A 12534-nucleotide genomic window follows, 5' to 3' on the forward strand; every position below is an offset into this window, starting at 1 on the left:
CCTTGAGTCGATGGAGATGTATTGTCCGGGACCGCGCGATGCCAGTCCAGCACAAACCACTGCTGATCACAGGCCGCCTGCCCGGTCAGGCCTTACGCAAACTCCATGATCACCGCGTCGACAGCCAGGCTGTCACCCGGTTTGGCGTTGAGCTTGGAGACGACAAGGTCACGTTCGGCACGCAGCACGTTTTCCATCTTCATCGCTTCGACCACCGCCAAGGTCTCGCCGGCCTTGACCTCCTGGCCTTCGGCGACGGCAATCGATACGACAAGGCCAGGCATCGGGCAAAGCAGCAGGTTCGACGTGTCCGGCGCCACCTTTTCGGGCATCAGCCTTTCCAGCTCGGCGGTGCGCGGCAGCATGGCGCGCGCGGTCACCGACATGCCTTTCCAGGCTATGCGAAAGCCGTTGGCAACCGGCCTGACCTGAGCCGTAACCTTGCGCTTGCCGACCGTGCCGCGCCAGACCAGATCGCCCGGCCGCCAGTCTGATGCAACGGTCAATGCCCTGCCGCCCTCGATCGACAGATCGACTTCCATCGGAATGGAAATCATGCCCTCGATGATCGACGCCGACAGATAGTCATCATCGATCTTCACGACCCAGTCGCGCTTCAGCGCTCCCGAATGCGGCGCCAGGCGCCCGCCCAGCCGGTCAAGCCGATCACGGCGCAGCAGTTCCACTGCGGTCGCGATCGACGCCAGCACCGCCTTCTCGTCGTCGTTCGGCAAGACCGGCGCGAAGCCGTCGGGATATTCCTCCGATATGAAAGCGGTCGATATCCGCCCTTCCCGCCAACGCGGATGCTGCATCAAGGCAGCCAGGAACGGAATGTTGTGCTCGATACCGTCGACGACGAAGCTGTCGAGCGCTTCCGACATGGCATCGATGGCCTCCAGACGCGTCGGCGCCCAGGTGCACAGCTTGGCGAGCATCGGATCGTAGAACATCGAGATTTCGGAGCCTTCGGTGACGCCTGTGTCGTTGCGGATGACGACATCGCCGAATTGTCCTTCCTCAGGCGGCCGGTAGCGTGTCAGCCGGCCGATCGACGGCAGGAAGTTGCGGTTGGGATCTTCGGCATAGAGCCGGCTTTCCACCGCCCAGCCGTTCAGCTTGACGTCGCTTTGCTTGATGGCAAGCTTGGCGCCGGCGGCGATGCGGATCATCTGCTCGACCAGATCGATGCCGGTGACGAGCTCCGTCACCGGATGCTCGACCTGCAATCGTGTATTCATTTCAAGGAAATAGAAGTTCTTGTCCTTGTCGACGATGAATTCGACCGTGCCGGCGCTCTGGTAATCGACGGCCCTGGCCAGCGCCACCGACTGCTCGCCCATGGCCTTGCGTGTCGCGGCGTCCAGGAATGGCGATGGCGCCTCTTCGGCGACCTTCTGGTTGCGTCGCTGGATCGAGCATTCGCGCTCGCCGAGATAGAGCGCGTTGCCATGCGCGTCGGCCAGCACCTGGATTTCGATGTGGCGCGGATCGACAACGAATTTCTCGATGAAGAGACGATCGTCGCCGAACGAACTCTTGGCTTCCGAGCGCGCGCGGTCGAAGCCGTTGCGCACTTCGGCCTCGCTCCAGGCGATGCGCATGCCCTTGCCGCCGCCGCCGGCCGAAGCCTTGATCATCACGGGATAGCCGATTTCGCCGGCAATCTTTTCGGCATGGTCGGCATTCTCGATGACGCCGAGCCAGCCGGGCACGGTGGAAACCTTGGCGGCGTTGGCGAACTTCTTCGATTCGATCTTGTCGCCCATCGCCTTGATGGCCTTGGGCTTCGGGCCGATGAAAATGATGCCTTCCGCTTCCAGCGCTTCGCAGAAGGCCGCCCGCTCTGACAGGAATCCGTAGCCGGGATGCACGGCCTGGGCCCCCGTTTCCTTGCAGGCGGCGATGATCTTTTCCGGGACGAGATAGCTCAGCGCGGCTGGCGAAGGCCCGATATGCACCGCCTCGTCGGCCATCTCGACATGCACGGCATCGCGATCGGCATCGGAATAGACGGCAACCGTGGCGATGCCCATCTTGCGCGCCGTTTTGATCACGCGGCAGGCAATTTCGCCGCGATTGGCGATCAGGATCTTGGTGAACATGCGAAATGTCATCCCCTCGGGTCGGCCGTTCCTTTTATGGCCTGTGCTTGCAGGGTCAAGCCGACCATGCAATTCACTGCCTTTCAATCGACTTGCGATTCCAGTTCATCGCCGTGGCCCAGTCGGGGAGCGAGCTGCCAGTTGATCGTGTCGGCAAAACCTGAAACCTTGGAAAAAAATCGCATTGGAGGACGCCTGATGAAAACCCGCGCCGCTGTCGCTGTCGCCGCCGGAAAGCCGCTGGAGATCATGGAGGTCGACCTCGACGGCCCACGTGAGGGCGAGGTTCTGGTCGAGATCAAGGCGACAGGCATCTGCCACACCGACGAATTCACGCTGTCGGGCGCCGATCCGGAAGGTCTGTTTCCGGCCATCCTCGGCCACGAGGGCGCCGGCGTGGTCGTCGATATCGGCAAAGGCGTCACCTCGCTCAAGAAGGGCGATCACGTCATCCCGCTCTACACGCCCGAATGCCGCCAGTGCCATTCCTGCCTGTCGCGAAAAACCAATCTGTGCACGGCCATCCGCGCCACCCAGGGCCAGGGCCTGATGCCCGATGGTTCATCGCGCTTCTCGATCGGCAAGGACAAGATCTTTCACTATATGGGCTGCTCGACCTTCTCCAACTTCACCGTGCTGCCCGAGATCGCGCTGGCCAAGGTCAACCCCGACGCGCCCTTCGACAAGATCTGCTACATCGGCTGCGGCGTCACCACCGGCATCGGTGCTGTGATCAACACCGCCAAGGTCGAGATCGGCGCCACCGCCGTCGTCTTCGGCCTCGGCGGAATCGGCCTCAACGTGATCCAAGGCCTGAAACTTGCCGGCGCCGACATGATCATCGGCGTCGATTTGAACAACGACAAGAAGGAGTGGGGCGAGCGGTTCGGCATGACGCATTTCGTCAATCCGAAGGAGATCGACGGCGATGTCGTGCCCCACCTCATCAACATGACCAAGCGCGGCGCCGACCAGATCGGCGGCGCCGACTACACATTCGACTGCACCGGCAGCACCAAGGTGATGCGCCAGGCGCTGGAAGCCTCGCATCGCGGCTGGGGCAAGTCGGTCGTCATCGGCGTCGCCGGTGCCGGCCAGGAGATCTCGACGCGGCCGTTCCAGCTGGTCACCGGCCGCACCTGGATGGGAACCGCCTTCGGTGGCGCGCGCGGCCGCACCGACGTGCCCAAGATCGTCGACTGGTACATGGACGGCAAGATCCAGATCGACCCGATGATCACTCACACGCTGAAGCTCGAGGACATCAACAAGGGTTTCGATCTCATGCATGAGGGCAAATCGATCAGAAGCGTCGTGGTTTACTGAGGAAGATACCAGGCCGCCGCCCAATCGGCCCGCGACCTCTGTGGTTCACAAGTGGGAGGAGAAAAGAAACATGAGCGAACTCCCCGCCATTCTCGTCGATGCAGACGCCTGCCCGGTCAAGGCCGAGGTCGAAAAAGTGGCCGACCGGCATGGCGTCGTTGTCACCTACGTCTCCAATGGCGGCCTGCGGCCATCGCGCGATCCGATGATCCGCAATGTGGTGGTTTCCAAAGGTGCCGATGCCGCCGACGACTGGATCGTGGACAATGCACGCACCAACGACATTGTGATCACCGCCGACATTCCGCTGGCCGCCCGCGCGGTGGCACTCGGCGCGCATGTGCTTGGGCCAACGGGGCGCCCCTTCACGCCGGAAACGATCGGCATGGCGGTAGCGATGCGTGACCTGAAGCAGCATCTGCGCGAGACCGGCGAGAGCAAGGGCTACAATGCCAGCTTCGCGCCGCAAGACCGGTCGCGATTTCTCGGCGAACTCGACCGCATCTTGCGGCGGGCGCTCAAATCCGCCACACCAGACTAGAAACCGAGCGCCATCCCAGGTTGGAACCGACATGGCTGCCGAAACCCCGGTGAAGTCTCCCATTCAGCGCCACATGTTGTTCGCTGTGTCGGCCTGCGTTGGCGTTTTTGCGCTTCTCGTGGCGTTGCTGCTGCACGCCCCGCTCGCCTATTCGATCGGCGCCAACGCGTTCTTTGCCGCTTATGTCATTCTCGTCGTCGCCCAGATGCCGAAGTTCACCGGCAGGTATCTGAGCAGGAATGCGCGTGCCACGGACCAGCCGGTGCTGGTCATCTTCGCTGTGACGCTTGTCGTCGTCGGCGTTGCCGTTATCTCATTGTTCCTACTGATCAATCAGAAGGACAGAAGCCATCCCGTCGAGCTCACCTTCGCGCTGCTGTCGATCCCGCTCGGCTGGTTCACCATTCATGCCATGGCAGCGCTCCATTATGCTCATGTCTACTGGATGGACGGCGATGCTGTGGATGCCGAGACCAGGAAGAAAATCCCTGTCGGCGGACTGCTGTTCCCGGGTGGCAAACGGCCGGAGGGCTGGGATTTCCTGTACTTCTCGACGGTGATCGGCATGACGGCACAGACCGCCGATACCAACATCTCGACCACGCATATGCGTCGTGTCGTGCTTGTCCATTCGATCCTGTCGTTTTTCTTCAACACGGTCATCGTCGCCGCCGCCGTCAATCTCGCCGTCAGCCTGGGCGGTCCGTAATAAATCCGTGATCAGATGAAACATCGGTTTGGATCGCGACGTATCAGGAGGACAATGAACGCGCAGGCCATGCCGCGAGGCCGGGAGACGAAACACGATGGAATCCGTTGCCAGAAGCCAATCCGCCGCCGATCCAGGCGCTTCGGCGTCGAACGACAAAACGCTGATCTACCGGCAGTCGCGCTGGACACGGCTGACGCATTGGCTCTGGGCTATCTCGTTGTTCTTCATGCTGCTGTCAGGCCTGCAGATCTTCAATGCCCGTCCGCAGCTCTATATCGGCAAAGAATCGGGCTTCGAATACAACAACACCATCTTCGCCATCGGCGCCGAGAATTCCGATGCGGGTCCGCGCGGCTACACGGAAATCTTCGGGCATCGCTTCGACACCACTGGCGTGCTCGGCTGGTCGGGTCCGGCCGGCCAGGAGACGTCCCGCGCCTTTCCCTCCTGGGCGACCATCCCGTCCTACTATGATCTCGGCACCGCGCGCGTCATCCATTTCTTCTTTGCCTGGATACTGGCCACGACGTTGATCGTCTGGTTTGTCGCCAGCACCGTGAACGGCCATCTGCGGCGCGATCTCGCGCCACGCCTCGACGATTTGAAGCGATTGCCGCAAGACATCGTCGACCACGCCAAGCTCAAATTCCACCACACGCGCGAATACAACACGCTGCAGAAGATGGCCTATGGCGGGGTGCTGTTCGTGCTGTTGCCGCTGATGATCATCACCGGTCTGGCCATGTCGCCGAGCATGAATTCGGTGCTGCCGTTCCTCAACGATCTGCTCGGTGGCCGGCAGACGGCACGCACCATCCATTTCACCGTCATGGTGCTATTGGTCGCCTTCTTCGTCGTCCATATCCTGATGATCCTGGCCGCCGGCCCGATCAACGAACTGCGTTCGATCATCACCGGCTGGTATCGCACCGATCCTCCCGCACAGGACGACAAAAACGTCGAGAGGAGTGCCTGACATGGCGAAGTTTGAGATCAGCCGCCGCAAATTCCTGACCGGTGCCAGCCTTGGTGCCTCCGGCATCATGCTGTCGGGCTGCGACGCCTTCGACAGTCAGCTAGGTGTTGGCAGCGGCCTGCGCAGTTTCCTCGAAAACGCCAATGGCCTGACCTACCGCGCACAGCGGCTGCTTGCCGGAAGTGACGCGCTCGCCCCGGAATTCACCGAGGCCGACATCCGCCAGCCGCAGCGGCCGAATGGTGTCACCGCTCCCGATGACGATGTCTACAAGGGCTTGCTCGCCAACAACTTTGCCGACTGGCGACTGGAGGTTTCAGGCCTTGTCGAGAAGCCGCTGTCGCTCAGCCGCGAGCAACTCCAGAATATGCCGAGCCGCACCCAGATCACCCGCCATGACTGCGTCGAAGGCTGGAGCTGCATCGCCAAATGGACCGGCACGCCGCTGTCGCTGGTGCTGGACCAGGCGATGGTCAAACCGCAGGCGCGTTACGTCATGTTCCATTGCCTCGACACGATCGACCGCAGCCTGTCGGGCGACATCAAATATTACGGCAGCATCGACCTGGTCGATGCCCGCCACCCACAGACGATCCTCGCCTATGGCCTGAACGGCAAGCCGCTGCCGGTCGAGAACGGCGCTCCGCTGCGGGTTCGCGTCGAGCGCCAACTCGGCTACAAGATGCCGAAATATCTCTACAAGATCGAGCTGGTCGACGGCTTCGCCACTGTCGGCGGCGGTCGCGGCGGCTATTGGGAAGACAATGGCTACGACTGGTACGGCGGGATCTGATCTGAACACCGCAATTCCGGCTCTGAAGATGCTAGCCTAGCGAGCGGCGAAACAGTTCGCCCTTTCCGGCAATCTGCTCGCCAATGCCGCCAAGCCGCAGCATATGCCAAGCAAGTGCATGGTTGCTCGAGGTTACCGGTTTCCCCAGTTCCTTCTCGACGTCCTCGATGATGCGGGCAACGCGCATGCTGGTGCAGGAAACGAACACCGCCTCACAGTCGCTCGACGCACCGATTTCCAAGATGGCCTGCTTGACCGATGCCGGCGTGATGCGCGCAACGACATTGTCATCCGCCTCGTTGAAGGAGCCCATGACCGGAATGTCCATCCCCCGCGCCATCAGCGATGCACGTAGCGAATGATTGATTTTCGCCAGATAAGGGGTGAGCAGCGCGATCCGCGAGACGCCCAGGGCCTTCAGCGCCGCCCTTGCCGCCGTCACCGGGTTGGTCACTTGCACGCCCGGCAGCACCTCATGAACGCGTTCGGCGACCTTGTGCTCGCCGATAACCAGCGCTCCCGAGGTGCAGGCAAAACCGATCACATCGAACTTGACGTCCGGCAAGAGCCCGACAGTTTCCGGGATGACGGCCGACATCTTCATCAGGTTTTCCGGCGTGATCTCGACATCGCTGTAGAGCCGCGCCTCGTACAGCGCGATGTCGCGCGCGGGCAGCGCATAGCGGAATTCATCCTCGATGGTCTGGTCGGTTCGAAGGACGAGCAGGCCGAGATTGGCGCGGGTGCCGATGCCGTCGTCGGTCTTGAAGGGAATGTGTTCCTTGTCGACGACAAGCGCATCGTCGGCGCGGCTAAGCGGGGCGTCCATGGCGCAGTCCCCTTCCTGATGCCAATCAGAATTGTCGACAATAGAAGCGACAACTTTGCCAAACGTGTCAAGAGCTCCGTTCCAATTTTGGGAACCGGGAAATGCCGGGATTTCGCCCTGTCTGAACGGTGAATCGATCGTCGACCCACGCGCCGTTGACAATGGCCAGCGTCCTCCTGTTGAATTGTCGACAATAGAAACGACAACCATTCGGGTCAGCGATGCGCATATTGATCTTGGGCGGTGGCGTTGTCGGGATCACCACTGCCTATCAGTTGCAGAAGGACGGCCACACGGTCACCGTTCTCGAGCAGGCATCACAGGTGGCCGAAGGGGCAAGCTGGGCAAATGCCGGCATGATCGCGCCCGGCCATTCCTTCGTCTGGTCATCGCCGGCCGCGCCAAAAATCCTGCTGAAGTCGCTGTTCCAGAAAGACCAGGCGCTTCGTTTCAAGCTCTCCGCCGACCCGCATCTCTACAGCTGGTCGCTGCGCTTCCTCATGCAATGCACGGCCGCCAAAGCGCGTCGCAACACCCTTCTCAAACATCGGCTTGCGGTCCATTCCCAATCGGTCCTGCAGGCGGTCGTCAGGGAGGAAGCGATCCAGTACGACAGGACATCGGCCGGCATTCTTTACTTCCACCGCAACCGCCAGGCGCTCGACAAGGGCATCGCCAACATGCGCCTGCTGGAGGCCGACGGCCAGGAGATCCGTATCGTCGACGCGCAGGAAATCGTTGACCGCGAGCCGGCGCTGGCTTCGTCGCGCGACATCATCGCCGGCGGCGTATTGTGTCCGACCGACGAAACCGGCGACGCCGCCAAGTTCACGCGCGCGCTGGCGGCCATCGTCGAAAATAGGGGCGGCAAGATCCTGACAGGGACCAGGATCGTGGGGATCGAACGCAGAAAGGAAACGATCACCAAGATCGTCACCGACAAGGGAGAGTTTCTGGCCGACACCTACGTTCTGTGTCTCGGCGCCGAGAGCCCCGTCCTCGCCCGCAAGATCGGCCTTGGTCTGCCGATCTATCCGGTCAAGGGATATTCCATGACCATTCCCATCGTCGATCAGGCGCTGGCTCCAAAACTCCCTGTCATCGATGAGCACAATCTCGTCGCCATCACGCCGATGGGCGATCGCATCCGCGTGACCGCCACCGCGGAATTCGCGGGCTATGATCGCAGCCACAAGCCTTCGGATTTCGCCTTCATGAAGCGCGTCACGCAGGACCTGTTCCCGCGCGGCATCGCCTATGATCGCGCCGAGATGCGGGCCTGCCTGAGGCCCATGACGCCCGACAACCTGCCGATCCTCGGCCGGCGCGACATTCGAAACCTGTGGCTGAACACCGGGCACGGCCATATCGGCTGGACGATGGCGCATGGATCGGCCCGTATCGTCGCCGATCTGATCGCCGGCCGGGCAGCGCCGATCGCCCTCGACTGCATCCTTCCCACACAGGCGCGGTTCGCCGAACCAAGCGCCGCAAAGGCCTGACGACGCCATGCTCCGACCCGCCAGGCAAAGCAACCGGGACAACAGCGCAGCGTTGGCATCCAAGCCGATCAAGACCGGCCCGCGTGTCTATGAAGAAATCCGTCGCATGGCGATGGATTATCGCTTCAAGCCGAACGAGCGCATCAACGAAGTGGTGCTTGCCGCCAGGCTGAATGTCAGCCGCAGCCCAGTCCGGGAAGCGCTCCAGCGGCTGGTCACGGAGGAACTCATCACTTTCCAGACCAATCGCGGCTTCTTTTGCCGGGGCTTCGATGTCGACGAGATCGTCAATCTTTCCGACGTGCGAGCGGTGCTCGAGGACCGCTCCGTCAGGCTGGCGATCCAGCGCGCGACTGATGAGGAACTCGCCGCGCTCGTCGACTGGTGGGCGCTCACCATGGCGCGCGCCGACTCGTTTTCCAGCACTGAGCTGACCGCCAGGGACGAGGAGTTTCACAACCGCATCGCCAGGCTGTCGGGCAATCCCGAACTGGCGCGCATGCTCGAAGGCATTAACACGCGCATCCATTTCGTTCGCAAGATCGAAGTGGAGAAGCACCGGCGATTGTCGACGACCTACACCGAACACAGCGAAATCGCCCGGGCCATGGTAGCCCGCGATGCCGACAGGGCCGCAAGGCTCATGCACGACCACATCGCCATCAGCGTCGCCGATGCCATGTCGACCGTCAGGGAAGGCTTGGCAAGGATATACATCGACGTCGACCAGATCTAATCGGGCAACCCCAGCTTTGACCGAGGCAACCCATACCGCTCAGGCAACCCCTACCGCTCAGGCGACCTTGTCGAGCAGCGGCCTCAGCGCCGGATGGATTTCCGGTGAGGCGTGCTTGATCAGGGTCAACAGCGCGCGTTCGTTCTCATAAAGAGGCCTGTCGACGCCGATATGTTCGATCAGCCAGCCGGCTTCACCGGCATCGACCGTCTCGGCGCGGCGGGCCAGCGCCTCGGCCGCCCTGTTCTTGGCTTCCCACTCGGCCTCGATGTCGCCTGGCGACCGATAGGCTTCCATGATGCCGGCAAGGCCGCCGGAGATCATGCGGCTGAAGAAGCCACCTATTTCCGGATCCGCATGTTCGAGGAAGGCATCACGGCGCAGCGCCACATCGCGCGTCGGTGCTTCGTAGCCGGCCGAGCACATGACGAAATTGGCGATCGCCTTGACGAACAGCTCGTTCCAGGACGGATCGTTGTGCCCTTGAGCAGTGCACTCGTTGATCTTGAACAGCACCTCGGCCTCGGCGCGCGTGATGGCGATGTTGCCGTCGCCGCCATGGGCATGGAGGATCCGGCGCAGCAACTCGACCTCCGCCTGTGCGATGAGGCCGGGAGCCAGCGTGCCGCCGAGCATCAGCGGCCCCTTGCCGTCAATGACGGCATGCGCCACCTGCTCCAGCGCATACACACAAAGCTGGCTCGGCGACGATTTCGCCTGTTCCAGCACATGCACCAGCAATTCGAGCTCGGTCCGGCTGTCGACCATGCCATCGCGCGAGATCGTGCGGATCAGCCAGTCGGCATTGTCTTGCGAGATATAGCCCGACGGCTTTTCCTGGTGGACGATATAGTCGGTGACCGCCTCGACGAAGAAGGGCGGCCATTCCTGGCATTTGTCCTTCGCCGTTGCATCGAGCGCAAACAGCGCCTCGGCCTCGCCGCGCGTCACGACGCCATCGCCGAACACTTCATGGCGCAACATCGCCACGTCCTCCGCGGCGATGCGGATTTTCGAGGTCAGCCCGGCCACCGGCGCGCTCATGATCAATTCGCCCATTTGTCGTCCCCGTCCGCCGTCGCCAAGCGCCGGCCCCAAGCGTCATACAAGCCAACATATCAGCAGTGTCTTGAAAAACCGGCAAACGGCGTGGTTAGCGAAGACTTGTCGGCCAACGCATATCGCCCAAAACGTGCCGCGGTTTTGAAGAATGGCATGCACGCGCTTTAGATGTCGCTGACAGGTGACAAGCCGTCGCGCGCGAGCTATGGATGGCGCGTCGAGGACTCAGGGTCTGAGTCCTACCTGTTTGCGGGAGAGAACAGCGAGAGCTGTCGCCGAAGGGGAAATCGCCCGAAATCTCTCAGGCAAAAGAACCGTAGACGGGAAAGACACTCTGGAAAGTCGGGGCTTGCCCCCGCGCCGAAGGTGTAAGCGCCGCTGACAGAGTTCCGGCTGCGCGAGTCTCTCAGGCTTCAGACAGAGGGGCACGGACTGGTCGCCATTCGCGACCGATTGCGTGCGACTCTGGAGACGACATGACGGGCGACGATACAAGACACCTACCCCTCGAAGACATCCATGTAACCGCCGGTGCGCGCTTTGGCGCTTTTGCCGGCTGGTCGATGCCGCTGACCTATCCGGCGGGCGTCATGAAGGAACATCTTCACACCCGCGAACAGGCCGGCCTGTTCGACATCTCGCATATGAAGCTATTCGAAGTCAGCGGGCCGGAGGCGGTTGCGCTGCTCAACCGCGCTTGCCCCTTGGATGCAGGCGCACTCCAAATCTCACAGTCCAAACTGTCCTTTTTCCTCAACGAGGCAGGCGGCATCCTGGACGACCTCATCGTCACCAGACTTGGCGATAGCAGGTTCATGGTAGTCGCCAACGCAGGCAACGCCGTCGCCGATGAAAAGCATTTGCGTGCACTTGCCGCGGATTTCGACGCCAGAGTCGAGCCGCTCGACCGCGTCTTCCTGTCCATCCAGGGTCCTGAAGCCTGGGCCGCCCTTTCCCGCGCCGGCATCGAGACCGGCTCGCTGCTTTTCATGCATGGTGTCGAACCGCGCAAAAACTGGTTCATGAGCCGGTCGGGCTATACGGGCGAGGACGGTTTCGAGATCGGCCTGCCGGAAGCCGATGCACGCGACCTCGTTGCCAAGCTGCTCGGCGACGAACGCGTGCTGTGGATCGGCCTGGCCGCCCGCGACAGCCTGCGGCTGGAGGCAGGACTGTGCCTGCATGGCCAGGACATCACGCCGGAGACCGATCCGGCCAGCGCCGCCTTGATGTGGGCAATTCCAAAGGACGTCCGCGCTTCCGGCGCTTTCATCGGCGCCGATGCGCTCCGCGCCGCCGTGGAACGAGGACCCGCGCAAAAGCGGGTAGGGCTTAAGCCGGAAGGCCGCCAGCCGGTGCGTGGCGGTGCCGCGCTTTTTGACGCCGACGGCAATCCGGCCGGCCAGGTCACATCGGGCGGCTTCGGCCCCTCGGCCGGCCATCCGGTCGCCATGGGCTATGTCTCGACACCTCTGGCAAAGCCCGGAACGCGGGTCTTCGCCGATGTGCGCGGGACGAAAATCCCAGTCGATATCAGTTCCCTGCCCTTCACACCCCATCGCTACCGCAAAGGATGATCTCAATGGCAACGACCTATTTCACATCGGATCACGAGTGGCTCCGCGTCGAGGGCGGCATCGCCACGGTCGGCATCACTGATTACGCGCAGGAGCAGCTCGGCGACCTCGTCTTCGTCGAACTGCCGGAGACCGGAAAAAAATTGACCAAGGGCGACACCGCCGTCGTGGTCGAATCCGTCAAGGCGGCATCCGATGTCTATGCACCGGTCGATGGCGAGATCACAGAGGCCAACGGCACGCTGTCGTCGGATCCGTCACTGGTCAACTCGGCCGCAACAGGGGCCGGCTGGCTGTGGAAGATGAAGCTTGCCGACGAAAGCCAGCTCTCTGGCCTCATGGATGAGGCCGCCTACAAAGCCCATATCGGTTGAT

The 12534-nt window shown here is 62.0% G+C and carries 12 protein-coding genes and 1 riboswitch; of the genes, 9 read left to right on the forward strand and 3 right to left on the reverse strand.

Features of this window, described 5'->3' with window-relative positions; all coding sequences use genetic code 11:
- Positions 1 to 92: 92 nt before the first annotated feature.
- Entirely contained in the window at positions 93 to 2105 is a 2013-nt protein-coding gene (locus tag EJ079_RS26080; protein WP_127810552.1) for an acetyl/propionyl/methylcrotonyl-CoA carboxylase subunit alpha, read from the reverse strand.
- A gap of 198 nt (positions 2106 to 2303) precedes the next feature.
- Here EJ079_RS26080 and EJ079_RS26085 point away from each other — a divergent pair, with 198 nt between their 5' ends.
- The 5 genes from EJ079_RS26085 (at position 2304) to EJ079_RS26105 (ending at position 6453) form a co-directional block, all read left to right on the forward strand.
- Complete coding sequence (locus EJ079_RS26085; RefSeq protein ID WP_127810553.1) at positions 2304 to 3431, forward strand: S-(hydroxymethyl)glutathione dehydrogenase/class III alcohol dehydrogenase; 1128 nt, start codon at positions 2304 to 2306, stop codon at positions 3429 to 3431.
- A gap of 70 nt (positions 3432 to 3501) precedes the next feature.
- Positions 3502 to 3972, forward strand: coding sequence for a YaiI/YqxD family protein (locus EJ079_RS26090; protein ID WP_127270240.1), 471 nt, complete (start codon positions 3502 to 3504; stop codon positions 3970 to 3972).
- A gap of 31 nt (positions 3973 to 4003) precedes the next feature.
- Positions 4004 to 4681 (forward strand): DUF1345 domain-containing protein, encoded by a 678-nt coding sequence (locus EJ079_RS26095; RefSeq protein ID WP_127810554.1) that lies wholly within the window; start codon positions 4004 to 4006, stop codon positions 4679 to 4681.
- A 97-nt stretch (positions 4682 to 4778) separates the two neighbouring features.
- Complete coding sequence (locus EJ079_RS26100) at positions 4779 to 5660, forward strand: cytochrome b/b6 domain-containing protein (protein WP_127810555.1); 882 nt, start codon at positions 4779 to 4781, stop codon at positions 5658 to 5660.
- A 1-nt stretch (position 5661) separates the two neighbouring features.
- On the forward strand, positions 5662 to 6453 hold the full coding sequence (locus EJ079_RS26105; protein ID WP_127810556.1) for a molybdopterin-binding protein: 792 nt from the start codon (positions 5662 to 5664) through the stop codon (positions 6451 to 6453).
- Positions 6454 to 6484: 31 nt separating this feature from the next.
- Here the strand turns inward: EJ079_RS26105 and EJ079_RS26110 are convergent, their stop codons facing one another.
- Complete coding sequence (locus EJ079_RS26110) at positions 6485 to 7282, reverse strand: aspartate/glutamate racemase family protein (RefSeq protein WP_127810557.1); 798 nt, start codon at positions 7280 to 7282, stop codon at positions 6485 to 6487.
- Positions 7283 to 7503: 221 nt separating this feature from the next.
- On the opposite strand from EJ079_RS26110, the gene EJ079_RS26115 reads away from it, so the two are divergent.
- Positions 7504 to 8784: a D-amino acid dehydrogenase gene (locus tag EJ079_RS26115; RefSeq protein ID WP_127810558.1), complete on the forward strand. Its 1281-nt coding sequence runs from the start codon at positions 7504 to 7506 to the stop codon at positions 8782 to 8784.
- A gap of 52 nt (positions 8785 to 8836) precedes the next feature.
- The gene (locus EJ079_RS26120) at positions 8837 to 9520 is read left to right on the forward strand and encodes a GntR family transcriptional regulator (RefSeq protein ID WP_245481738.1); all 684 of its coding nucleotides are present in this window, start codon (positions 8837 to 8839) and stop codon (positions 9518 to 9520) included.
- 57 nt (positions 9521 to 9577) lie between these two features.
- Here EJ079_RS26120 and EJ079_RS26125 read toward each other — a convergent pair whose 3' ends face one another.
- Positions 9578 to 10579 carry a hypothetical protein gene (locus EJ079_RS26125; protein WP_127397834.1) on the reverse strand — a complete coding sequence of 334 codons (1002 nt, stop codon included), beginning with the start codon at positions 10577 to 10579 and terminating at the stop codon, positions 9578 to 9580.
- Positions 10580 to 10822: 243 nt separating this feature from the next.
- Positions 10823 to 10909: riboswitch (glycine riboswitch) on the forward strand.
- 149 nt (positions 10910 to 11058) lie between these two features.
- Between EJ079_RS26125 and gcvT the strand changes: the two genes are divergently transcribed.
- Positions 11059 to 12159 (forward strand): glycine cleavage system aminomethyltransferase GcvT, encoded by a 1101-nt coding sequence (gene gcvT / locus EJ079_RS26130; RefSeq protein WP_127810559.1) that lies wholly within the window; start codon positions 11059 to 11061, stop codon positions 12157 to 12159.
- 5 nt (positions 12160 to 12164) lie between these two features.
- Entirely contained in the window at positions 12165 to 12533 is a 369-nt protein-coding gene (gene gcvH / locus EJ079_RS26135) for a glycine cleavage system protein GcvH (RefSeq protein WP_127320643.1), read from the forward strand.
- Position 12534 lies beyond the last annotated feature (1 nt).

Origin of the sequence: Mesorhizobium sp. M7A.F.Ce.TU.012.03.2.1, from assembly GCF_004006095.1 — a bacterium.
Classification (GTDB): domain Bacteria; phylum Pseudomonadota; class Alphaproteobacteria; order Rhizobiales; family Rhizobiaceae; genus Mesorhizobium.

Excerpts from the sequence above, each read along its gene's own strand:
- EJ079_RS26110 (WP_127810557.1), bottom strand. The coding sequence starts at position 7,282 with ATGGACGCCCCGCTTAGCCGCGCCGACGATGCGCTTGTCGTCGACAAG.
- EJ079_RS26080 (WP_127810552.1), bottom strand. The coding sequence starts at position 2,105 with ATGTTCACCAAGATCCTGATCGCCAATCGCGGCGAAATTGCCTGCCGC.
- EJ079_RS26100 (WP_127810555.1), top strand. The coding sequence starts at position 4,779 with ATGGAATCCGTTGCCAGAAGCCAATCCGCCGCCGATCCAGGCGCTTCG.
- gcvT (WP_127810559.1), top strand. The coding sequence starts at position 11,059 with ATGACGGGCGACGATACAAGACACCTACCCCTCGAAGACATCCATGTA.
- EJ079_RS26105 (WP_127810556.1), top strand. The coding sequence starts at position 5,662 with ATGGCGAAGTTTGAGATCAGCCGCCGCAAATTCCTGACCGGTGCCAGC.
- EJ079_RS26095 (WP_127810554.1), top strand. The coding sequence starts at position 4,004 with ATGGCTGCCGAAACCCCGGTGAAGTCTCCCATTCAGCGCCACATGTTG.
- gcvH (WP_127320643.1), top strand. The coding sequence starts at position 12,165 with ATGGCAACGACCTATTTCACATCGGATCACGAGTGGCTCCGCGTCGAG.
- EJ079_RS26115 (WP_127810558.1), top strand. The coding sequence starts at position 7,504 with ATGCGCATATTGATCTTGGGCGGTGGCGTTGTCGGGATCACCACTGCC.
- EJ079_RS26090 (WP_127270240.1), top strand. The coding sequence starts at position 3,502 with ATGAGCGAACTCCCCGCCATTCTCGTCGATGCAGACGCCTGCCCGGTC.
- EJ079_RS26125 (WP_127397834.1), bottom strand. The coding sequence starts at position 10,579 with ATGGGCGAATTGATCATGAGCGCGCCGGTGGCCGGGCTGACCTCGAAA.
- EJ079_RS26085 (WP_127810553.1), top strand. The coding sequence starts at position 2,304 with ATGAAAACCCGCGCCGCTGTCGCTGTCGCCGCCGGAAAGCCGCTGGAG.